Below are 21,850 nucleotides of genomic sequence, written 5' to 3' on the forward strand. Positions count from 1 at the left end.
TTTGATGCAACCTCACTCTGCCAGAGCGACGGCCGCTGTTCACTCCTCATGGGATCTAAAGCCGAAAGAGCTAATCACCCGCACTTGGCCTACCCTTTGCAACCCCGGCCAGCGTCGGGCAGGCCAAGTGCTAATCCGTAATCAGGGGGTCAAAATTGCATAAGTAAAAGGGGTGAATATTTCGTTCCGATTGACACCGGTCGTCCTTTTCCTTGCCAGCAAAGACTCGCAATACATGACGGGATGCAGCCTTACCCCGGATGGCGGCTCCCTTATAGACAGCGAACGCTGACCAATCAGCCGCCGATGGTTCAGCTATCGGCGGCGACGCTTTAGTCTGTAAAACCCTTGTCAGCGGGCCACACTGCCAATGTAGCCCTCACGATTATGTTTGACCCCTACGATCAACAACGACCACAGTACCGCGACCTATCAGTCTGATATTTGCGATCACCAATCTTTAGCCATATTGAACCAAAGTCCCGAAATGAGCCGTGCTAAGGTCATCGAATCTCATGCGCTGGTGGTGCTAGCTCGTTCTCGCAGAGTAAGAATATCGCGCTTGGGCGGCGCCCCAAATAGGCGGCTATACTCGCGGCTAAACTGGGATGGACTCTCATAACCCACGTTGAAGGCCGCCGCGGCGGCATCCATATTCTCGTTCAGCATCAAGCGTCGAGCCTCGTTGAGACGCATCCATTTCTGGTACTGTAGCGGGCTCATGGCAGTAAGCTGTCGGAAATGGTGGTGCAGGCTGGAAGCGCTCATCTGAACATGTCTCGCGAGTTCCTCGATACTCAACTGCCGGGCATAGTTCCCCTTCATCCAGTCGATGGCCCTGGCAATTCGGTGGCCCTGGCTACCCGCTGACGCGATTTGCAGTAAGCGCCCTGCTACCTCGCTTTTAAGAAGACGAAAGTGAATTTCACGGACGACCAGTGGCGCCAACGCCTCAATTTCATCAGGATGTTCCAGAAGAGCTAACAACCGGGTAAACGGCTCCAACAGCGCTGGTGTGATGCTGCCGATTGCCGCGCTACTGTCACATACACATTCACGATGCGCGGGTAGCCGCACATGTGCAACGAGTTCCGAAATCACCCTCAGGTCGAGGCGAAGTGCCAGTCCAAGGCAAGGCTTTTCAGAGCTGCCTTCCAGCACTTGCGAGCTGCCTGGCAGGTCGAGGGACGCAATCAAAAAACGATCAGTGTCGTAGGTATATGCCTGCTCTCCGATTAGCAATTGTTTGGCTCCTTGGGCGACAAACACAATGCTGGGCTCGATGAGACAGGGAGTAGGGCCAGTCAGTTTCTCTCGCCGAAAAAAGGTCAAGCCGGGAATAGCTGTCGCGCGGTCGTCCTCTCCCACCGTCCTTTTCGCAATGGCTTCGGCTAACCGTCTTTGAAGAGCACTAAGCTCATCCCCCCGGGGCTTTGTACGACCATCTGTAGGCATATCGATTTCCATGTTGCACGTGCGACCAACATACACCTCCTCACTTTTATGTCACTCGCATTCCCCATAATGCTGGAGTATCGGGCAAGAATTCCGATGGATTGTTATACCGCTACGCGATCATTGCCTGAAATAGTGCAATCCAACCTCAACGCTGCCTGGCAATGAGCGTAAAGAAAAGGATTACGACATGATTAAAGACAAGGTGATTATAATAACCGGAGCATCGTCTGGTATCGGCGAAGCGACAGCACGGCTATTGGCAGGCCGGGGTGCCAAGGTCGTCCTTGGCGCACGTCGAGCCGACAAGCTCAAGATGCTAGCGGACGCCATCCTTCAGGAGGGCGGTGAAGCGATCTACCAGGAGCTCGACGTCACGAAGCAAGCGGACAATGATGCCATCGTTGCCCTCGCCAAGGACAAATTCGGCCGGGTCGATGTCATTTTTCTCAATGCTGGAATTATGCCCAATTCTTCGCTGTCGGCGCTTAAGACGAACGAGTGGCACCAGATGGTCGACGTCAACATAACCGGCGTTCTCAATGGCCTGGCAGCCGTTCTACCGACCTTCGTGGCGCAAAAATCCGGTCAAGTGATTGCCTCGTCTTCGGTAGCAGGTCTCAAAGCCTATCCGGGCGGCGCCGTCTATGGCGGCACCAAGTGGTTCTTGCGCAATTTCCTTGAAGTCCTGCGGATGGAATCGGCGATGGAGGGCACAAACATCCGAACCACCAATATCTATCCGGCGGCGATCAGCACTGAATTGCTCAACACAGTCAGTGAAGCGACCACGTCAGAGATGCTGCACAAGCTTTACGATCAGTACGGCATCTCACCAGATCGCATCGCGCGAGTCGTTGAGTTCGCCGTAGATGCCCCTGAGGACACTACGATCAATGAGTTCACCGTCGGGCCAGCCAACCAGCCCTGGTAAAAAACCCGAGAGCCCGAATTCCCCTCAATAAACAAAGCCAAAGGCGGGTTAGTGCTGCTGTAGCGCCGCCGATGGCTATGGGCTCGCGCCTGTGAATTAGAAAAGGAAATTGACATGACTGACAAGAGAGGAACCGCTACAGAGTTCAGTTCATCCCGTCGCTCCGTGCTGCAGGCGGGCGCTCTGCTTGCCGCTCTTGGAACCGTGCCTATCATGGCTGTCGGAGCAACCCCTGCGCTTGCACAGGGTGCCGAATGGGACAAGACCTTTCCACTCAGCGATAAGGTCGATCACGAAAAGATCTCTTTCAAAAATCGCTATGGCATCACCCTTTCAGGCGATCTTTATCTGCCAAAAGAGAGGTCAGGGAAACTATCGGCGCTTGCCGTTGCGGGGCCATTCGGCGCCGTCAAGGAACAGTCTTCCGGCCTTTATGCACAGACAATGGCTGAGCGGGGCTTCGTTACGCTTGCTTTCGATCCGTCCTACACTGGCGAGAGCGGTGGTGAGCCGCGCAATGTCGCGTCCCCTGACATCAACACCGAAGACTTCAGCGCGGCCGTCGACTACCTTGGTTTGCATTCTTCAGTCGATCGCGAAAGGATCGGCATTATCGGGATCTGCGGTTTTGCAGGTATGGCCTTGAACGCAGTTGCCGCCGATAAGCGCGTCAAGGCTGTGGCGACGACAAGTATGTACGACATGACACGCGTTATGTCCCGCGGTTACAATGATAGCACCACCCCAGAAGAGCGTGCACAAGCACTGGAGAAGATGAGCCAACAGCGTTGGTTGGACGCAGAAAATGGCGCTCCAGCAATGGCTGGCGGGCTTCCCGATAGCCTTGAAGGTGTCGATACACCGTTCATGATCCGATATTTCGAGTATTACAAAACCCCGCGGGGCTTTCATAAGAATTCGGTGAATTCGACAACCGGCTGGACCGCCACAACACCGTTGTCATTCATGAATATGCCGATCCTGCAATACATCGAGGAAATCTCTCCACGCCCTTCGCTCATCATCGCTGGACAGCACGCACATTCACGCTATTTCAGCGAGGATGCATATAAAGCTGCGGCCGAGCCTAAGGAACTTCTTATTATTCCGGGCGCTGACCATGTGGCTCTGTATGACCAAGTTGACGTTATACCGTTTGCGAAGCTGGAAAGCTTTTTCAACGAGAACCTCAAAGCCTGAGAAAATCGCGACGTCGGCGTATCCCGCCGGCGTCGCCCTGGGCATTGCAATGCTGCAGGCAGCCCCACTTACTACGAGCAGTATTGAACCTTGAGCAAACAGTCACCAGCCGAGACAGCAATACAGAGGTTAACTTGTCTAACACTTCTACCAACTAAAGGCACAATCTGTTGGTTAGATCGTTTTTCCTCAGCCTACCTCCCGAAACTTGAACGCTTCTACAAATGCTGCGAACGCCGAAGAATGGTTCCGTCTGTTGGGGTAGTAGAGATGATAACCTTGGAAGATCGGGCACCAGGTCTTGATGACCTCCCTTAAACGCCCATCCTTGACATATCTCAGAATGAGATCGGTCGGCGCATATGCAAGACCCATTCCGTCAACGGCTGCGTCGATCGCAGAACCGATATTGCTATAGACGAGTTGGCCAGCGACGCGGACGCTGAACTCGCGCCCGTCCTCCTGAAATTCCCAGGCGTAAAGGCCGCCGGATGTTGGCAAACGAAGGTTGACGCAATTATGCTCTGTGAGATCCTGTGGGCTCACTGGCACTGGGCGTCGCTCGAAGTATTCAGGCGAACCGACGACGGAGTAACTGACATCGGGACCAATACGCACCGCGACCATATCCCGCGCTATCGCCTCGCCTAACCGTACGCCGGCATCGAACTGCCGCTCAATGATATTTGTAAAGCCGTTGTCGACGATAAGTTCCACCTGAATGTCCGGGTATTCGCGAAGGAAATTTTTCAGGCGATGCCGAAACACCAATTCAATTGCGTCGTCAGGACAGACGATCCGGACGTGGCCGGAGGGCCTGTCGCTGAGAGCCTTCAGCGCAGTGATCTCCGAACTAATACCCTCAAAATGATGCTCAATGCTCTGGACCAGCCGCTGCCCCATGGCAGTGGGTGCCACGTCGCGGGTCGTGCGCGCCAGAAGACGCATTCCTAGCCGCTCCTCCAGCGTTCGGATCGTGTGGCTAAGAGCGGATCGGGTGACCCCAAGTTTTACTGCCGCGCGCGTGAAGCTGCGTTCTCGCGCCACCTCTAGAAAGGCTCGCATCTCGGTAAATTCATCTCGGCGCATTGTTGAATCTCTCTCACCACGACATGTCGTTTATATCGTCTAGTGGCTCGACTTCAACACAGTTATCTAACTTGCAAAGAGAGCGAGTATGAGATGACTGAACTGACCACGGATGAGAGCCTGCAGTCAACGCCCTGGAGCGCCGTTACCTGCCTGTCCCTGCTGACGTTCCTTCTGGTGGGACTGGAGTTCATGCCAGTCAGCCTGCTGACGCCGATAGCCCAGGACCTTTCTATTACCGAGGGACAAGCAGGACTGGCGATCGCAGTCTCGGGCTTTTGTGCAGTCGTGACCAGCTTGTTCGGAAACAGGCTTCTCGGCCAACTGGACCGGAAAATGGTCGTAGTTTTCTATACGTCGATCTTGACGCTCTCCAGCCTCACTGTTGCCCTTGCCCCAAGCTACCTCATCTTACTGATCGGGCGTGCCATGGTTGGAATCGCGATTGGTGGCTTCTGGTCGCTGTCGACCGCCATTCTGGCTCGGCTCGCATCCGGCCCAGATCTTCCGAAGGCAATTGCGTTGCTTCAGGGCGGTACGGCGATGGCAATCGTTGCTGCCGCACCGCTGGGTAGTTTTCTGGGCAGCCTTATGGGCTGGCGCAACACTTTTTTCGTAACAGTGCCAATAGGGCTTATAGCGCTGGTGTGGCAGATCACTGCTCTGCCCAAGATGCCGTCTGCCAAGGCTGCTACCGTCGGGACGATGTTAGGATTGTTGCGCGATCGTACGTTTGTGATTGGGATGGTGGCGACGGCCGTGACGTTCATTGGGATGAATTCGCTTTCAATCTATCTGAGGCCATTCCTGGAACAGGTGACTCGTCTCGATATCAACACGCTGTCCATGGTGTTGCTCGGTCTGGGCGCCGGCGGCCTGGCAGGGCTGTTTGCGATCGGTTTCGTGCTTCGTCAGCATCTCGACCTCGCACTTATCGGCATGCCCGTTATCCTCGCCGTCATTGCTCTGCTTCTGATCGCAGGCGGACCATTCCAATGGCTGACGGCCTCCCTGCTCGTTCTTTGGGGTGTCGTTTCTACGCCGGTACCCGTCGCCTGGAACACCTGGATGACACGGATCATCCCCGATGATCTCGAAGCCGGCGGCGGCCTGCAAGTCGCACTGATCCAACTCGCCATCGCGGGTGGCGCGTCTGTAGGCGGGGTTTTGTTCGACACCATCGGATGGTGGAGTGCTTTCGTGCTCTCCGCAGTTCTCCTTGCCGGGGCGGCGGTTCTGGCTGCCCTCGCCCGGCCGCGCAACTGATTTCTCAAACTCAAAAACGTGGAGACCATCATGTCACAAGAAATCGAAAACAAGGTGATTGTCATCACCGGAGCCAGCAGTGGCCTCGGCGAAGCGACGGCCCGCCATCTTTCCGCATGCGGTGCAAAGGTGGTTATCGGCGCACGCCGCCTTGAGCGCATCGAAGCTTTGGCTGCGGAACTGACCGCGCAAGGCCAAAACGTTGTTGCGGTCGGTACTGACGTAACCGACCGGGATCAGGTCAAAAACCTTGTCGATATCGCTGTCGAGCGGTTTGGTCGGATCGACGTCATGCTGAACAATGCCGGTCTCATGCCGCTGGCCCCGCTGGAACGCCTGAAGATCGACGAATGGGATCGAATGATCGATGTCAACATTAAGGGTGTGCTTTACGGTATTGCTGCGGCACTGCCCCACATGAAGGCGCAACAGTCCGGGCACATCATCAATGTCTCCTCGGTTTATGGCCATGTCGTCGATCCGGGTGCAACTGTTTATTGCGCCACCAAACATGCCGTCCGCACGCTCTCAGAGGGTCTGCGCAAGGAGGTGAAGCCCTACAATATCCGCACGACCATCATCTCGCCGGGTGCGGTCAGCACTGAACTCCTCGACCATATCAGCGAAAAGGATATTCAGTCGGGCACCAGGGAGTTTGTCAGCAAGATCGCCATCGGACCCGGGACCTTCGCCCGGAGCGTCGCATTCGCGATCAATGAGCCTGATGACGTCGACATCAACGAAATCCTCTTCCGGCCCACAGCGCAACCGGTCTGAGCCGGGACGGACCGACGCGTCCTGACCGCCTCATTGCAGTTCGACCCGCTTCCGCTGCGCGGCGCATATCCCGCTCTCAACGAACGGGTCCACCAGAACCTCTAACTCTCCCCCAAACGAAGGACATATTGATGAACACTTTCAAAATCACCCTCACGGCACTGGCACTGGCGTTCACCTCTCCGGCATTCGCCAGCGATACAAAGTCACCGATTATCGGTGCATGGCGTATGTCGGAGCTGAAAGTGGGCACTGCGGGCAATCTTCAGGCCATTCCCTATTCAGGCCAGCTTGTCTTCACCAAAGGGGGTACCCTATCAGTCCAGGCCATGAACCCCGATGCCAATGCCGCTGACACGCCTTACACAACAAAAGCCTATGAGGCGTATTATGGCCCGGTCGAGATCGACGACGCCAAGAACATATTCGCGATCACGGTGGAATCCTCTCTCGTCCGCAACTTGATCGGTCAGCGACTTGAGCGCAAGTTCGAGGTCACCGGTGACAAACTGGTGATTTCCCCTGTGAATGCCGAAGAAGGTTGGCGCGTGAGCTACGACCGCTTCTGACTATTCATGACGGGTCGTTTATAATGACCCGTCATCAAGACATACGGTAGCGATCACTGCTCATACTGCAAAGGATAGACCCATGGAGATCATTAAACTCGGTTTACAGCCATCAAGCAAAGGTCCGGCTGACTGGTTCACCGGAACTGTTCGTATTGACCCGCTCTTTGCAGCCAATACCGCCCGACGGGGTGCCGCCGCGTCCGTTACGTTCGAGCCGGGTGCTCGAACTGCGTGGCACACCCATCCTCTGGGCCAAACTCTCATCGTGACTGCGGGACTTGGCAGAGTTCAGCGCGAAGGTGGCCCAATCGAGGAGATCCGCCCCGGTGACGTGATCTGGTTCGAGCCCGGCGAAAAGCACTGGCACGGTGCTTCTCCCACGGTTGCCATGACCCATATCGCCATTCAGGAAAATCTCGATGGCAAGGTCGTGGATTGGATGGAGCAGGTCACGGACCGTCAGTACGAGCATTCGATCTGATATATGAAGCGCCTGCCGCATCGCGGCGGGCGCTTCTAAAGAAAAATGACGAACTTCAGATTGCAGTGACCCTATTCAATCCCATCAATGATGAAAGAGCGATAGTCTGCACCTAGAAACCTGTGCTTCACAGCAGCCTGGTAGTCGGGACTGTCATAAAAGTCACGAGCGGCTTTCATCGTTGGGAATCTGGCAATCACGACGCCTTCTGGAGCAGGGCCTTCAAGGGCATCTAATGCACCATAGGCCGCAAGCACGCTCGCACTCGATGCTCCCAGGAGTGGCGTCACCAGTTCGGCATAGGTCTGCAGTTCAGCGGCGTCACGACTGCGTTCCCGAATAAAAATTGCATAGGCGGTCATTCCAAAATCTCCTTGGAAGTCAGGATAATATCAGTTGCGAATGACAACCTTGCCGAAGACGTTTCGGCTACCTAGGCGCTCATAGGCTGAATGGGCATCCTCAAAAGCGAAGACGCTATCGATCGCAGGGCGGATTTTGTGAGCGGCGACAGCCCGGTTCATTTCCTCAAGGTCGCTGCGGTTACCAACGCTGATGACCTTGTAGGTCGCCTGGCTGAAAAACAGCTTCATGATATCAATTGCCTCGCCTTCAAGGCCGAGAGCACCGACGATGGAGACCTGACCGCCTTCGCGGATCGAGCGGACGGACTGGGCAATGGTGGCCGGTCCGCCAACCTCGACGATACGATCAGCACCCAGACCAGCGGTCAGGTCACGAACCTCTTTGTGCCAGTCGGGTGTCTGGCGATAGTTGATGAGTTTGTCTGCCCCAAGCGACGTCAGTTTTTCGAACTTGTCGCTGGACGACGTCGTGGCGATAACGCGTGCGCCGAGGGCTTTGGCGAACTGGATGGCAAAGATGGACACGCCACCAGTACCCAGAGTTAGCACTGTGTCTCCCGGACCGACACCTGATACCGCCGACCAGGCTGTCAGAGCAGCGCATGGCAATGTCGAGGCTTCCTCGAATGTGAGATGATCGGGAACGCTCGTCAAAGCTTCCGCACTGATCAGGAGGTATTCAGTAAGCCAGCCGTCCTGCTCATTCTGATACTGCTCGCGGTGCGCGGGAATGCGACCGCCGAACCAGTTCGTAAAGAAGCTGCTCATGACACGATCGCCGACAGTAAACCGCCGCACACCGTCACCGACGGCTTCAATGACACCTGCACCGTCCGACAGGGGCACGTGGTTTTCAACGATGCCGAAGGGATAGTGTCCCTGGGCGATAATGATGTCGCGGAAGTTCAGCGAACTTGCCTCGACACGAACCAGCACCTGACCTGTACCAACCTCGGGAAGGTTCTCTTCATTGACATTCAGGGTGCCCATGTCGCCCACGTGCTTGTGGCGGTAAACTTTCATCTTTCAACTCCATGCTTGACTATGGAGCTAAACTAGCATTGGTAGTTCGGATGAATAATGCCTCTTAGTCTGGCATTTATGTCCGATCGTCCAATTTGAAGAACAATGATGAACCCGTTTGATGAAATCATCCACCAGATGCAGGTCGAAACGTCGCTCTACGCCAGTCTCCACCTGACCGCGCCCTGGGGCATCCGGTTTCACACCGGAGAAAACGCCAGATTGGTCGTGATCTCCGGAAGTGATTGCTGGTTGAGGTGGGAAGGGATCAGCGATCCGGTCAGACTGACTGCCGGCACCTGCATGATTGTGCAGCCCAATGTCACCTTCGATCTATCGGACGTGCCTGACCAAAGCGTGATTGCCTGTGAAACAGTGGTGACATCAGAAACGATAGGCACAGTGGCCTATGGCGGAAGCGGCTTGCAGACCGAGTTGGTCTCAGCTCGCTTTTCCTTCGATGCAGTTGCCGCGGAGCCACTGTTTCGCTCGATACCAGAACTGGTTCATTTTCCGCTGTATGATACGCATTCCGCTTTGATCAAAGCGACCCTCGATCTCATCGGTATGGAAACCAACGCCGGCGAGCACGGTTCAGGGTTTGTGATTGATCGACTGGTCAACACCCTGTTCGTGCAGGCGCTGCGCGCATTATGCAGCAACGATACTGGCAAGACGAGTTGCTGGCTCGCAGGCCTAGGAGATCGGCGACTAGCACGAACGATCCACGCCATCCATTCTGATCTCGCTCGCCGCTGGACCGTCGAAGACATGGCACAGGAAGCCGGACTTTCGCGTTCAAGCTTTGCAGCCCTGTTCAAATCGGTCGTTGGCGAGGCCCCTCTGGATTACCTTACTGGATGGCGCGTTTATCGAGTCAAAATGCTGCTGGCAGCGACAGACGAGAGCCTGCTACACATCGCAAACATGGTTGGCTACGACAGCGACTTGTCTCTGAGCCGCGTATTCAAACGACGAACAGGCAATGCTCCAGGCAGATGGCGGCAAATCATGAAACAGGGAAGGAAAATTCATAAGGAGCTGGCCAGTGTCGGTTCCGAAATTGAGGTTGCGTAATGGTGCCTCGAATGAACTCGTCTGTGACGAACTTTTTTGAGTTGGGTTAGTAGTCCTCTCGCGATGGCTGCAACAGCATGGCCCTGAATCATATATTAGTGGTTACTATATCTTGAAGGGATATGAACCTTCAACATCCTTGCAAATTTCGTTATGCTTCAGAATAGATTAATTATTTCCCATTAGCAGCCCTCGCCCGGCAACAGCCGGTCAATTCAGCAATTTGGGCAGCAATGAAAACACAGATTTCTTCACCACTTCAATTTCAAAGTATGATTTCCGAATTCTGCGATAAACGCGTCAAGCCGCACGTGTCGGATGAAATACTCAATAAGATCAGCCCATACTTCATTGATTTGATCGTAAATTACAGAAAGCCTCCGATGCGCCGAAGCCAGATTGACTGGCTATCATTGGCTTCGGAAACCCGGTTAGATTGCGAGTTCACAGATAAGCTGAAGACTATAATCCGGCCTGCGCTGGAATCCATAATTCGATGGGTCGACAATGGGGCTCCCCAAACAAATCAGATTGCACCTAAACGGAACATACGGGAGCGCCGCTCTGCAGTTCGTGTGCCGAAGCAGGTAAGGTCTCCCGTTTCGGCGTCTGGTAAAACTTCGGTCCGTCCCCGGCCATCACCTGTAGTACTGAGCGAGCCTGTTGAGGAATTTCCTGAGCCACTATTCGACTGTGTTGAGGATCCGCAGACTTTCCAGCATGCTTTGAATTATCACATGCGCAGGTTCAATGAGACTTACTGGCGTCTCCACCGTGCAGTTGTGAAACAGCATGAGATATTTGACATCCGTACCATAGCCAATTGGGCGAATGGAACAAGAACACCCCGCTCCGCCGACAGCTTCGATGTGCTTTCTCGGATAGAGAGACGCTATCGTCTCCCAGAAAGATATTTTAAGTCCAGACTGCCGCATCAGACCCGGTCGGTATATGGTCATGAAGTGGGTGACGACATCAGCGCTTCCGAACGACGGCGTATTGTATGGCACTTGCCCGACGACTTTAATCAGCTTCCATTTAGCAAAAGAGAAGAGATCCTGGAATGGGTCCGCCGCGTGATCGTATCAGGCTCGACTGATTATCGCCGGTTTCAGGCGAAGGCATCCAGACAGCGATATGCCATACGGTTCCCCGGGATCACTTACGGGACCGCATTGTCACCACGAAACAGATCCGAAACTCTGGATTTTGACGACCGCTTTGATGAAAATGCTGCTTTAGATGATCCAGACCTGCTCGCTGGCGTTGTGGATGCACCTCCGCGCCTTGCAATGGAAATGGCCAATCTCGTGCGGTTTAAAACTGCCACGCTGACATCAGTCGGTTATCAGCGAAACGGTGTCTGGGGAGAAGAGACAGCATCACAAAAAGTCGAACATTTTGGCCCTTTATTAGGCGCCCTCGCAGCTTCACAAGATGGCGAAGTTAAAGGCCGGGGCATTCCATTGCAACAGATAACATTCGGCTTGTTGGTATTTCCCGGAATCTGGGACTAGTACCGTCAGTGGAGAGAGAAGCGACGCGGATTTTACACATCCTGGGAGCAGGACATGCTGAGCGCACTTCTCGGCATGACGCGACCTGAAACCGGCTGGATGTGGCAACATGCTGAACTGGCCAGAGGACTGCAGCCTGTTCGGGGACTAGTGAGCGCCGAAGAAATCGAATTTGCGCAGCAGGACTGGCATGGAGCATGTGCTGAGTGCTTTAAACATGCAGCACATCGATCAAGGGAGATCCAGCGCGTGATGCGCGTGCACCGGGATCCATTCGAACCGATCATGTGTGTTCTGGAGGCTGACAGACCACTCGCTGAATATAGAAAAATTACAGACGAAATTGTAAAGCGCATTCCAGATGATGGTCGTTATCCTGTACAGGCCGCTGAAGCTGTCCGGTCATTTTTGATGCTTCGGCTTGGATTACATCTTGGGCTTCGTCAAAAGAACCTGCGACAGCTTCTTGTCTGTCCACGCGGGCAATTCCCAACACCTGAGCGTCGTCTTGAAGATATGAAGCGCGGCGAAATCCGCTGGAGCGATCGCGGTAATGGCTGGGAAGTTTTCATTCCGGCGGTTGCGTTTAAAAATTCGAATTCATCATTCTTTGGTTCAAAACCGTTTCGGCTGATCCTGCCCGATCTGCTTGATCTTTATAAGCACCTTGAAAACTACATCAGCCGGCATCGGGCTGTCCTTCTCGGCAAAGCAGAAGATCCAGGCACGCTGTTCGTGAAAACTGTAAAGCTGACGAGTAAAGATGCAGCCTATAACCAGACGACGTTTTACGAAGCATGGCGGCTCACAATACAGCGGTATGGCATTTACAACCCATATACTGACCGGGGCGCGATCAAAGGCTTGCTTCCCCATGGGCCGCATAATGTGCGAGGTGTTCTGGCCACCCATATTCTCAAGCAAACAGGATCTTACGAGCAAGCCAGTTATGCGATTCAGGATACCCCGGAAATGGTCGCGAGCCATTATGGGCGTTTTCTGCCGCAGGATAAGGCTGCGCTGGCTGCCCGAATTCTCAATCAGGTTTGGATGGAAGTCTGAGCTCACGTTCAGATTTTATACTCTGCCGCTTAATGCTGAATGCACGGCAATATTTGTTCTGACGGAGTATCGCCGTCAGTCAGACTTCAACTGGCAATAATTCTCGCTTCTGTCAGCATCACGACTGGCTGGCTGACAGAAGGGAGTGATGAATGAAATGCACCCTAATGCGTCGGTGATATCCACATAGTTTCTCAATACAGATAATGGCATTAAGAGAAAGTTTTCTTTATGTTCGCATAATGCGGGTGATTTGCTGGCTTCATGTCAGAAATATTCCCAGGGAATATGCTAAGCGGAGCACGAACATGCAGACCGAATTCGACAGCCTTCTTCAGCAATCCGGGCTGTCAGTTGCAGACGCTGCAGAGATTCTCGGCTATTCTGAGGGGCATATCTACCGCTGGAGACGCGGCGAGGAAACCCCACGAAAAGCCGTTGTGAATGTTTTACGCAGTGAAGCGGAAAAACGTCGTCAGCCATCGGGCGACAGTTCGTTCACCTTCATCGATCTTTTTGCAGGTATTGGCGGATTGCGGCGCGCGTTGGAAAGTGCTGGCGGGCGCTGTGTATTCACATCCGAATGGGACAAGTATGCCCAGAAAACCTATCATGCCAATTACCGTGATAACCGACCGATTGCTGGCGATATCCGCGAAGTGACAGCTGATGAGGTGCCTGACCATGATGTGCTGGTTGCAGGCTTTCCCTGCCAGCCCTTCTCGATTGCCGGCGTTTCCAAGAAAAATGCACTGGGCCGCGCGCACGGCTTTGACGATGAAACGCAGGGCACACTGTTTTTTGATGTACTGCGTATACTCAAGCATCATCGTCCGGCAGCCTTTCTTCTGGAGAATGTGAAGAACCTCAGGAGCCACGATAAAGGCCGGACATTCAGTGTGATCCGCCGCAAGCTTGAACAAGAGCTTGGCTATTCAATCCATACCTGTGTAATCGATGCAGGGCACTTTGTGCCACAGCACAGAGAGCGTATTGTCATTGTCGGCTTTCGTACACCGGTCAATTTCAGCTTTGATGCGCTTGAACTGCCTGCCTATGGCGCAAAACGGCTGAATTCAATTTTACATCCGGAAGATGGCAGCGAAAAGCCGGAAGGGGAGTTCACAGTAGGCGCCTCTGCTGAGGTCAATAAAAAGTACATCCTCACAGACAAACTCTGGCAATATCTGCAGGACTACGCTGCCAAGCACAAAGCGAAGGGCAATGGCTTTGGTTTTGGTCTTGTTGGCCCTGAAAACATCGCACGCACGCTTTCAGCCCGCTACTATAAGGACGGATCAGAAATTCTCATCAGCCGTGGAAAAGGCAAAAGCCCGCGCCGGCTGACACCGCGTGAATGTGCGCGGCTTATGGGATATGAGGATGACTTCCGCATACCTGTGTCTGACACACAGGCCTATAAGCAGTTTGGCAACTCGGTCGCTGTTCCGGTCTTTGCCGAGGTTGCACGGATTATGCAGCCATATATTCTGGATCTTATTGCGCAAAGCAGAACACCGGCACGTAAGGTTGGCTGACGTACATGACAAAGCGACGCGCAGCCGCAATATGGCTGCTATACGCGCGACCAATACAAAGCCGGAACTGACCATTCGCAAAGGATTGCATGCCAGCAGGTTCCGCTTTCGCCTGCATGCAAAGGAACTACCCGGCAAACCTGATCTGGTGCTGGCAAAATATCGCGCAGTCATTTTCATCAACGGATGTTTCTGGCATGGGCATGATTGCCATCTGTTTCGCTGGCCTGCCACACGCGAAGAATTCTGGCGTGAAAAGATTGGTGGCAATGTCGCCCGTGATGAGCGCAATCTGACAGAGCTGAGAAGTGCTGGTTGGCGTATTGCAATCATCTGGGAATGCGCGCTGAAGGGAAAGACCCGCAGATCCTCCGGGGAAGTGATTGACACTCTCGGCCAGTGGCTTTTGACTGACGACAGCGAATTGCAGATTCGCGGCGTACAGATTTAGGCGGATAATTGAGGCGGACTGAGAGTGGCTGGACGGGGTTATTTATCAGGATATTTTATCGGCGCTGGCGCAAAGGTTCTTCGCGGTACCGAAGTCGATCCAACTGTCTCCAACGGGCATGAGTTTCAGGGGGTCGATATTTTCCGGGCCTTCGTTGGTACACCGGATGAGAAAGAAAAAATCCCCCTCACCTATATCTGGATGGATGACGAACAGGACGAACCGCTGCGACTGGAATTGACCGGCACGTGGTACAACAGCCGGAAAAGACAAAAACATCGTTCCCCGGAGTATCGTCTCTTTTACCCGGCAGCCGCAGAAAGCGTTGTCTACCGCGCAAAAGCAGGAGACACACTCTTCCTCTGCATGACAGCGGAGCGCAAAGTCCTGGCAATCCTATGCCCGTCAGGAAGCTCGATCGAACAGAAGCTTCTGTGGCTGTTCGGATTGCAACTCACCACGGATTTCAAACTCTCACAGCAGGATATCAGCAATGATGGCGGCCGTGACATTGATCTGGCCGCAAAGTTTATTCTTGATGAGCTGGGTATTGAAACAGAAGAACCCGAACCCGATGCGCTCAGTCTGCTGATTACCCGCTTTGGCAACATATTTCCCGGAACAGCCAAGTTTTCTGAATTCGCCCGCAAAACGCTGAAAGGTGTTGATCCACTTGCAGATCCTGACAGCGCACTGACCGCCTGGATGGAGCATGAGGAAGCGCTGTTCCGTCACATGGAGCGCGTTGTGGTGGCCGAGCGGCTGAAAGCAGGCTTCCTGCAAAATGGTGATGCAGACGTCGATGGCTTTTTATCGTTTTCGCTAAGTGTTCAGAACCGGCGCAAGTCACGCGCCGGCTATGCATTTGCTCATCACGTGGAAGCAGTACTGAAGGCACACAAGGTTGCCTACAAACGCGAAGCAACCACCGAAAAACGCAATGCAGCGGATTTTCTGTTTCCGGATGAAGCGTCCTATGCCAATCCCACCTTCCCCGCGGAAAACCTTCGCATGCTGGCAGTCAAGACGACCTGTAAGGACCGGTGGCGACAGGTGCTTGCCGAAGCGAACAGGATTTCAGAGAAACATCTCTTGACCCTTGAGCCATCCATCTCAAGAACCCAGACCAGTGAGATGCAGGCGCAGTCCCTGCAACTCGTCCTCCCAAAAAGCATTCACACTACCTATCATACCGATCAGCAGGAATGGCTGATGAATATCGGGGAGTTTCTGGAAACGGTGGGGTGATGCTCGAGGTGAATGCATTTGGGCAAGCGTTGAAAAGTAAGGTCGTTTAATTATCGTTCTTTAATGGTTGTAATTGGCCGCAGGGTCAACGCGTTGCCGGACTAAGCAGGCTTCATAGGCGTGATTTCAACATAAAGTAATAAAGTGGAAGTGGGGCAAAATTTGACATCTTTTCTTGATGAAACCGGAGCCGTTACAGCCATCCGGGATATGCTTTTAAAGACCGATACTGCAACCCTGGCAGTGGCGTTTTGGGGAAGCGGCGCAATCGATAAACTCGCTCTTGATAAGAAGTGGAAGTCCCTTCGGATCGTATGTAATCTCGACTCTGGTGCCTGCAATCCCGATGAAATTGAACGACTGATGAAGTTGGATAACGTCGATGTAAGAACAGACTGTCGACTACATGGCTAAGTCTACTTAACGCCTGATAAATTGGTGATGGGTTCATCAAATGCTTCAAGCAATGGATTGGTAGTCGAGGGAGCATATATAACAGGTTGGGCTGAAGCAAATATTGAGAGCCAGGAGCCCGGCCTTATTAAGCAGTTTTCAGGCTGGTGTGATCAGCGTTTTTCAAAAGCATCAAAAATTACCGCGGAGCAAATTAGTCTGGCCAAAATAGTCTGGAATGCGCGGAAAACTTTCGCTCCTTTAGGTGCGAGCCTAACATCTGATCTGCTTAAATTAGTCAGGATGCAGCCGGACCATCCCGCATTTAGCGGTATAAAAGTCGTCCAATGGGCAGAGAACGAATCTGATCACGCTCAAAAAGCCTTCGCCGACGCCCTCAGTAGAGATAAAAGCCTCGCAGGAACCGAGTTTTATGAGGGGTGGGGTAAGAGTATGGCGATAGATGACTGGCTGATTGATTTCGATGTCAAAAAAGGTAAGCCCAAACACACGGGGTACTGGAAGGTCGTTTACATTGATGACGAAAGTGATCTGACTTTCGTACGCAAGCATAGTGCAGTCAGCATTCCGGTACTAGGAGAACTAAAAGTAGCGGAAAGAGATTTGCCGCTACTCGCCGATGCCTTGGCGCGATCAGATGTCATCGAACGCGGTGTAAAGGGCAAAATTGAACATCTGACGAAACTAATTAATAGCACGAAGGTCAGCGCATCACGCGCAAACGACAAAATCTTTCCCGGGTAGTATTATGGTCGACGATGCTTCTCGGCAAAATTGGTAGCAGATGGCTTATAACCTTGCATAACTGTGAACAAATTCGCGACTTCATCATCCTGTGCCAAGGTGATCGCTCTCAATTCAGTCTCAACATTCATAAGTTGGAGTACAGAACGGTTAATAACAAATAGCATCCCACAAACGACAATGTTACCTATGTCCACGCTTACTATGCTCTTCAAAACGCTGTGCGAGACGCAGGAACACTTCAAGTTGGATTTTTCAAACATCATCCCGAAGTTTTGATGCGCGGCCAGCGAAAAAACCAAATTCAAAATTTTTATTTAATGGGAGGGGGATAAGATGTCGATCAAACTGCCCACACCGTCGCCAAAGCGCGCTCTTGTCCGAAAACTGATCGATGCCACTGTCTCCGCTATCCCGTTGGCAGGCGGCCATCTGTCGGCAATTTATAGCCTGACGCATCCGCCCCAGTCTGACATTGAGGACGAGAGCTGGAGGCAGGAGATTACAAAGCTTGCAAACGACACGGAAGCAGCGGTGAACTTCATCCTGAAACGTGTGCCATTGTCCGAAAATGCTGCATACCTGGGTCGCTGGATGAGTGAGAATGCCGAGCAGGGTTGGGCTGACATATTCAACTACGATCAGATCGTCGCCCAATTTCCGGAAGCGTCAGAGACGGAAATTCTCGAAGCAGTGGGAGAGCTGGAACTCGAAGGCATGCTCAGGATCAGCAAGGTAATTGGAAAACCGTTCGGTCACATCGTCACAGAATCTAAGCTATATGAAGCATTCGACCCCATCGTGTTCGAGAATGTCAGCCCGCGTCAGGACGCTGTAGCCGTTGCCATGGCAGTTCTAGAAACCGACGGCATGGTGTCGTGTAACGAGATTGCGGAGAAGCATGGCTGGAGTGTTCGGCGGATTAATCCAGCGCTTACCATTGTGGGAGAAATGATTGCCGACGGAAGGAAAAGCTGCCCTCTTGGTCTGCCCTTAAGTATTAGGGCGATGACCGCGGATCCGCAAGAGCGGGTTCGACTTCGACGGTTCGTAAACGATGTGACTGGCCCCGAATGATAGCCTCCGGGTAGGTCGTTTTAGTCCCGTCAAGATTAAGATAGACGAAAGCGGATGAAAAAATTAGCGACCTTTTGAAATTCGAAAACGTTCCCAGCAGCTAGGCTCGCAATCATCGGCGACAATGCAGATTTGATCAGCGCTTACATCACGTGAGAGGCATATATTATGAAGTTCAATAGGCACTCCACATGATAAGATGAGGTCAAGAACGACAGCTCCATCACGGCAAGGTGGATTTCGAAGCCAACCTCGAAACTTCGATTCTATTGGAAAGTATGAGCGGCTTTCGGTATTTGAGCATGATGAACGACCAGGTGCCTGCCATCCGATCACATCTAATCCAGATGACGTGACTGACGATATTCCGCGAAAAGCTCCATTGCCTCTTAGTTGCAGGACCGTTGACGCAACATGCTACAATCATATTCAAAAAAACCAGTCTGATCGTGACTGGAGACTACAGTGATCGAATTGGAACCTTTTATGCTGCAGTTCACCCCAATCCGATCGACGATGATGATTTCACGTCTTTTCACGAAAGTTGGGGTGGCGATCACAGTCGAAGCGACCCTTAATATTCTATGCGGTCTGGTGCAGCCGAGACTTGTGGAGACGGCAATTCCGATTATCATAACACAATATGTTGCATCGCGCATTGCCTCGCAGGTCTCTGCGGTCAATCGTCGTGAGCCTCTGTTTCGAGGTCGCGTTAGCGCTGCCATCTCAATTAATTTGTCTCTCCTGTCTTCCACTTTCCAGATTCATTTGCGCGGACGGCAAACGCATTCGAATATATCTTTGAACGTAACACTTGGCCTTGGATGATTCGCGCAAAGATGGGCGGAATGCCTGAGGGTAATAATAAATATGAGGCGGCATTGAATCAGAACGGCATAGTTGAGGGCGCAATCAGCAACCTCGCAAACTCCATGCGTATATTTGTCGAAGCGAACCTGCTGTTCCCTGGGGTATTTAAAGTCGATCGAGAGGAAGCGATTGATAATGTGGATCGCACATTCGAGATGAAGCTGGAAATATTCCATACGCTATATGACGTGTCGAAGGATCTGTTTTCATACTTGGATCACGCCGACACTTCGCTTTTGATCGCCGTCAGGAATGCAATCCACCACCGTAACCACCCGCTCTTTCGGACACTTAATCATCGGCTGCACATTCAAGGGGGACTGCAACGTTCCGGTGGCGCATCATTCCTACTCGCAAGTCACTCTACCACTCACGGCCGTCAGATCGCGATGTCGCACTATGTTAGGTTGGACGACTTGGATTCACGTCTGAATCCTTCGCTCGCATCGCCTTATTTCGACACCTTCATGAGTAGCAGCAGAGCCGAGAAGCGTTTCGAGCTGATAAACGATGGACTGGCCCTGCCGAGCGTTCGGGAGCGCGCCTTGCGAGAACGATATCCCTCGGATCAAGTTTATATCGATCTAATGCCTGTATTCGTTTCCTCAGTCTGCAAGGTTTTCAAGGCGATGAAGGCAGCAAATATAGGGTTCATAGGTTCTGATGCTGCGACCTATCTCGAACCGTTCACCTCGGAGTTAAACGTCGATCTCGCCAGTCTCAAATTCAAACGCCTTTGGCTTCGAGGGTTCGGCGATATTGATTTAATCCCTATACCTGTCTGACCGGGTTCTTTATCAAAGACCTCTGATTGGATCAAACTCGCCGTAACGGACTTTCCATGATTAGAGGGTGATAATCCTAATCCAAATTTATGCATTCAGGAGCCGTCTTGACCTGCGTTGATGCCTCAACAGGTTGGATTTATGCATGTGGGAAGCCTTAAAACGCTAGCGATTTAAAAAGTAGTGCTTATTTGGTGACGGAGAGGCGTTCGTACTAGAAGTACAGTTGATCTTTGGTTGTCGAAGTACCAGACGATGCGTCTGAGCCGGCCGACATCTTCGAAAATATCATTGAGCCTACCCGGTTCTTTGAACTTTTTTAGTTCATAGTGGAGATGCCGGTTAACCGTAAGCGATGTCTTGATCACACGTTGTCTTGATAATTCCATGGCAATAGTTGGTCGATGTGGCTCTGCTTATGGCCATTAACGATTGCAGTGAGCGTGCTTGTCAGCCATTTCTGCGGATCTACTGAATTGAGTTTGCACGTTTCGATCAGCGAGGCGATCGTAGCCCAGTTATGAGCGCCTGCTTCATGACCTGCGAAGAGTGCATTCTTACGGCCGAGCGCAATTGGCCGGATTGTTCTTTCGACGCTGTTGTTATCCAGCTCGACACGACCATCAGACAGGAACAGACACAAGCCGTCCCAGTATTTAGCGATGTATTTCAACGCCTCGCCCAATGGCGCTTTTGCCGACACGCGTGCGCGGTGATGCGCAAGCCATGTTTGCATATCGATGATCAGCGGCTTTGATTGTGCCTGACGAACTGCGAGCCGCGCTTCTGGATTGAGACCACGCAATCCAGCCTCGATCTTATAGAGTTCGCCGATCCGCTTTACACCGTCTTCAGCAATCGGGGACGAGCCTGTGCGCGTAATCTCAATAAGCTTGCGACGCGCGTGAGCCCAGCAATAAGCCAATTGTATATTCTGACCAACACGATCTGGCGTGACCAACCGATTGTAGCCTGCATAGCCATCCACTTGCAGAATACCGTTGAAGTCCTGCAATATCTGTTCGGCATATTGGCCAGATCGTCCGGGCGCATAAGTGAAGGCGACACCGGGCGGGGCATTGCCGTCCCATGGTCGGTCATCCCGCGCCAAAGCCCAAAAATATCCTGTTTTGGTCTTTCCTGATCCGGGATCAAGAACCGGTGCACGCGTCTCATCCATGAAGAGTTTGCTTGATCGCTTCAGATCAGCAATCAGCGCATCAAAGACAGGGCGCAGCTCAAAGGCTGTCCGTCCCACCCAGTCAGCCAGTGTCGAGCGATCTATGTCGATGCCCTGACGGCCCATGATCTGGGCCTGGCGATAAAGCGGAAGATGGTCGGCATATTTGGAAACCAGCACATGCGCAACTGTTGCTTCTGTCGGCAAGCCTGACGGGATCAGTCGCGCTGGAGCGGGTGCTTGCACAACACCATCAGTGCAAGCGCGGCATGCGTATTTGGGACGATGCGTGACAATGACACGAAACTGCGCAGGGATCACATCCAGTCGCTCAGAAACATCTTCACCAATGCAATGCAGACAACCACCGCAGGCGCAAATCAGACTTTCCGGTTCCATCACTTCGTCGATACGTGGCAGGTGCTTTGGAAGAGAACCGCGATTGATGGCACGTGGCTTTGAGGCAGGCTTGGTGGAAGCTGTATCCGCTTCATCCTCCGCATGGATCGCCGCTATAGCTGTTTCCAGATCTTCCAGAGCCAGATCAAACTGCTCAGGATTAATCTTCTCTGACTTGCGTCCAAAAGCGGCCTGTTTGAAGGCTGCAACCAGCTTCTCCAGCCGCGCAATCCGATCATCTTTACGAAGACCGAGCGCTGTTGCTGCGATCAGAAGCGCCTTCAACTCAGCAATATCGTCAGGCAGATCGGCAGCGTCCAGCATGC

The 21,850-nt window shown here is 52.8% G+C and carries 20 protein-coding genes and 2 pseudogenes; 17 read left to right on the forward strand and 5 right to left on the reverse strand.

What is annotated here, in order from left to right; genetic code table 11:
- Positions 1-190: 190 nt before the first annotated feature.
- A pseudogene (locus ACOZHT_RS23990) lies at positions 191-292 on the forward strand (3-oxoacyl-ACP reductase); the annotation flags it as partial.
- A gap of 221 nt (positions 293-513) precedes the next feature.
- Here the strand turns inward: ACOZHT_RS23990 and ACOZHT_RS23995 are convergent.
- Entirely contained in the window at positions 514-1,455 is a 942-nt protein-coding gene (locus tag ACOZHT_RS23995) for an AraC family transcriptional regulator N-terminal domain-containing protein (RefSeq protein WP_421567032.1), read from the reverse strand.
- A 190-nt stretch (positions 1,456-1,645) separates the two neighbouring features.
- Between ACOZHT_RS23995 and ACOZHT_RS24000 the strand changes: the two genes are divergently transcribed.
- A complete protein-coding gene (locus ACOZHT_RS24000) occupies positions 1,646-2,389 on the forward strand; it encodes an SDR family oxidoreductase (protein ID WP_421567034.1) in 744 nt (247 codons plus the stop codon).
- Positions 2,390-2,503: 114 nt separating this feature from the next.
- Positions 2,504-3,589, forward strand: coding sequence for an alpha/beta hydrolase (locus ACOZHT_RS24005; protein ID WP_421567036.1), 1,086 nt, complete (start codon positions 2,504-2,506; stop codon positions 3,587-3,589).
- 189 nt (positions 3,590-3,778) lie between these two features.
- On the opposite strand, the gene ACOZHT_RS24010 is transcribed toward ACOZHT_RS24005, so the two are convergent.
- Positions 3,779-4,678 (reverse strand): LysR family transcriptional regulator, encoded by a 900-nt coding sequence (locus ACOZHT_RS24010; RefSeq protein WP_421567038.1) that lies wholly within the window; start codon positions 4,676-4,678, stop codon positions 3,779-3,781.
- A 93-nt stretch (positions 4,679-4,771) separates the two neighbouring features.
- Between ACOZHT_RS24010 and ACOZHT_RS24015 the strand changes: the two genes are divergently transcribed.
- From ACOZHT_RS24015 to ACOZHT_RS24030, 4 genes are all read left to right on the forward strand, one after another.
- Complete coding sequence (locus ACOZHT_RS24015; RefSeq protein ID WP_421567040.1) at positions 4,772-5,944, forward strand: MFS transporter; 1,173 nt, start codon at positions 4,772-4,774, stop codon at positions 5,942-5,944.
- Positions 5,945-5,974: 30 nt separating this feature from the next.
- Positions 5,975-6,721, forward strand: coding sequence for an SDR family oxidoreductase (locus ACOZHT_RS24020; RefSeq protein ID WP_421567042.1), 747 nt, complete (start codon positions 5,975-5,977; stop codon positions 6,719-6,721).
- Between the two features lie 131 nt (positions 6,722-6,852).
- Entirely contained in the window at positions 6,853-7,290 is a 438-nt protein-coding gene (locus tag ACOZHT_RS24025; protein WP_421567044.1) for a lipocalin-like domain-containing protein, read from the forward strand.
- An 82-nt stretch (positions 7,291-7,372) separates the two neighbouring features.
- Positions 7,373-7,774: a (R)-mandelonitrile lyase gene (locus ACOZHT_RS24030; protein ID WP_421567046.1), complete on the forward strand. Its 402-nt coding sequence runs from the start codon at positions 7,373-7,375 to the stop codon at positions 7,772-7,774.
- Positions 7,775-7,845: 71 nt separating this feature from the next.
- On the opposite strand, the gene ACOZHT_RS24035 is transcribed toward ACOZHT_RS24030, so the two are convergent.
- Entirely contained in the window at positions 7,846-8,136 is a 291-nt protein-coding gene (locus ACOZHT_RS24035) for a DUF1330 domain-containing protein (protein WP_421567048.1), read from the reverse strand.
- A gap of 30 nt (positions 8,137-8,166) precedes the next feature.
- Positions 8,167-9,129 (reverse strand): zinc-dependent alcohol dehydrogenase family protein, encoded by a 963-nt coding sequence (locus ACOZHT_RS24040; RefSeq protein ID WP_421567050.1) that lies wholly within the window; start codon positions 9,127-9,129, stop codon positions 8,167-8,169.
- 138 nt (positions 9,130-9,267) lie between these two features.
- Between ACOZHT_RS24040 and ACOZHT_RS24045 the strand changes: the two genes are divergently transcribed.
- From ACOZHT_RS24045 to ACOZHT_RS24090, 10 genes and pseudogenes are all read left to right on the forward strand, one after another.
- Positions 9,268-10,239, forward strand: a complete 972-nt coding sequence (locus tag ACOZHT_RS24045; RefSeq protein ID WP_421567052.1) for an AraC family transcriptional regulator — start codon at positions 9,268-9,270, stop codon at positions 10,237-10,239.
- A 233-nt stretch (positions 10,240-10,472) separates the two neighbouring features.
- A pseudogene (locus ACOZHT_RS24050) lies at positions 10,473-12,818 on the forward strand (hypothetical protein).
- A 308-nt stretch (positions 12,819-13,126) separates the two neighbouring features.
- Positions 13,127-14,356 carry a DNA (cytosine-5-)-methyltransferase gene (gene dcm / locus ACOZHT_RS24055; protein WP_421567054.1) on the forward strand — a complete coding sequence of 410 codons (1,230 nt, stop codon included), beginning with the start codon at positions 13,127-13,129 and terminating at the stop codon, positions 14,354-14,356.
- 31 nt (positions 14,357-14,387) lie between these two features.
- A complete protein-coding gene (locus tag ACOZHT_RS24060) occupies positions 14,388-14,807 on the forward strand; it encodes a very short patch repair endonuclease (RefSeq protein WP_421567056.1) in 420 nt (139 codons plus the stop codon).
- 24 nt (positions 14,808-14,831) lie between these two features.
- On the forward strand, positions 14,832-16,055 hold the full coding sequence (locus ACOZHT_RS24065; protein WP_421567058.1) for a type II restriction endonuclease: 1,224 nt from the start codon (positions 14,832-14,834) through the stop codon (positions 16,053-16,055).
- A gap of 162 nt (positions 16,056-16,217) precedes the next feature.
- Complete coding sequence (locus ACOZHT_RS24070; protein WP_421567060.1) at positions 16,218-16,469, forward strand: phospholipase D family protein; 252 nt, start codon at positions 16,218-16,220, stop codon at positions 16,467-16,469.
- 27 nt (positions 16,470-16,496) lie between these two features.
- Entirely contained in the window at positions 16,497-17,213 is a 717-nt protein-coding gene (locus ACOZHT_RS24075; protein ID WP_421567062.1) for a hypothetical protein, read from the forward strand.
- 336 nt (positions 17,214-17,549) lie between these two features.
- Positions 17,550-18,290, forward strand: a complete 741-nt coding sequence (locus ACOZHT_RS24080; RefSeq protein ID WP_421567064.1) for a hypothetical protein — start codon at positions 17,550-17,552, stop codon at positions 18,288-18,290.
- Positions 18,291-18,776: 486 nt separating this feature from the next.
- Entirely contained in the window at positions 18,777-19,118 is a 342-nt protein-coding gene (locus tag ACOZHT_RS24085; RefSeq protein ID WP_421567066.1) for a hypothetical protein, read from the forward strand.
- A 20-nt stretch (positions 19,119-19,138) separates the two neighbouring features.
- Entirely contained in the window at positions 19,139-19,945 is an 807-nt protein-coding gene (locus ACOZHT_RS24090) for a hypothetical protein (protein ID WP_421567068.1), read from the forward strand.
- 364 nt (positions 19,946-20,309) lie between these two features.
- Here the strand turns inward: ACOZHT_RS24090 and tnpC are convergent, their stop codons facing one another.
- Positions 20,310-21,848 (reverse strand): IS66 family transposase, encoded by a 1,539-nt coding sequence (gene tnpC / locus ACOZHT_RS24095; RefSeq protein ID WP_421567070.1) that lies wholly within the window; start codon positions 21,846-21,848, stop codon positions 20,310-20,312.
- Between the last annotated feature and the right edge of the window lie 2 nt (positions 21,849-21,850).

Origin of the sequence: Ochrobactrum sp. EDr1-4 (assembly GCF_049199085.1) — a bacterium.
Classification (GTDB): Bacteria; Pseudomonadota; Alphaproteobacteria; order Rhizobiales; family Rhizobiaceae; genus Brucella.

Bases quoted from the DNA above. Each gene is read 5' to 3' on its own strand.
- ACOZHT_RS23995 (WP_421567032.1), bottom strand. From the start codon at position 1,455: ATGCCTACAGATGGTCGTACAAAGCCCCGGGGGGATGAGCTTAGTGCT.
- ACOZHT_RS24000 (WP_421567034.1), top strand. From the start codon at position 1,646: ATGATTAAAGACAAGGTGATTATAATAACCGGAGCATCGTCTGGTATC.
- ACOZHT_RS24005 (WP_421567036.1), top strand. From the start codon at position 2,504: ATGACTGACAAGAGAGGAACCGCTACAGAGTTCAGTTCATCCCGTCGC.
- ACOZHT_RS24010 (WP_421567038.1), bottom strand. From the start codon at position 4,678: ATGCGCCGAGATGAATTTACCGAGATGCGAGCCTTTCTAGAGGTGGCG.
- ACOZHT_RS24015 (WP_421567040.1), top strand. From the start codon at position 4,772: ATGACTGAACTGACCACGGATGAGAGCCTGCAGTCAACGCCCTGGAGC.
- ACOZHT_RS24020 (WP_421567042.1), top strand. From the start codon at position 5,975: ATGTCACAAGAAATCGAAAACAAGGTGATTGTCATCACCGGAGCCAGC.
- ACOZHT_RS24025 (WP_421567044.1), top strand. From the start codon at position 6,853: ATGAACACTTTCAAAATCACCCTCACGGCACTGGCACTGGCGTTCACC.
- ACOZHT_RS24030 (WP_421567046.1), top strand. From the start codon at position 7,373: ATGGAGATCATTAAACTCGGTTTACAGCCATCAAGCAAAGGTCCGGCT.
- ACOZHT_RS24035 (WP_421567048.1), bottom strand. From the start codon at position 8,136: ATGACCGCCTATGCAATTTTTATTCGGGAACGCAGTCGTGACGCCGCT.
- ACOZHT_RS24040 (WP_421567050.1), bottom strand. From the start codon at position 9,129: ATGGGCACCCTGAATGTCAATGAAGAGAACCTTCCCGAGGTTGGTACA.
- ACOZHT_RS24045 (WP_421567052.1), top strand. From the start codon at position 9,268: ATGATGAACCCGTTTGATGAAATCATCCACCAGATGCAGGTCGAAACG.
- dcm (WP_421567054.1), top strand. From the start codon at position 13,127: ATGCAGACCGAATTCGACAGCCTTCTTCAGCAATCCGGGCTGTCAGTT.
- ACOZHT_RS24060 (WP_421567056.1), top strand. From the start codon at position 14,388: ATGGCTGCTATACGCGCGACCAATACAAAGCCGGAACTGACCATTCGC.
- ACOZHT_RS24075 (WP_421567062.1), top strand. From the start codon at position 16,497: ATGGGTTCATCAAATGCTTCAAGCAATGGATTGGTAGTCGAGGGAGCA.
- ACOZHT_RS24080 (WP_421567064.1), top strand. From the start codon at position 17,550: ATGTCGATCAAACTGCCCACACCGTCGCCAAAGCGCGCTCTTGTCCGA.
- ACOZHT_RS24085 (WP_421567066.1), top strand. From the start codon at position 18,777: ATGCTGCAGTTCACCCCAATCCGATCGACGATGATGATTTCACGTCTT.
- ACOZHT_RS24090 (WP_421567068.1), top strand. From the start codon at position 19,139: ATGCCTGAGGGTAATAATAAATATGAGGCGGCATTGAATCAGAACGGC.
- tnpC (WP_421567070.1), bottom strand. From the start codon at position 21,848: ATGCTGGACGCTGCCGATCTGCCTGACGATATTGCTGAGTTGAAGGCG.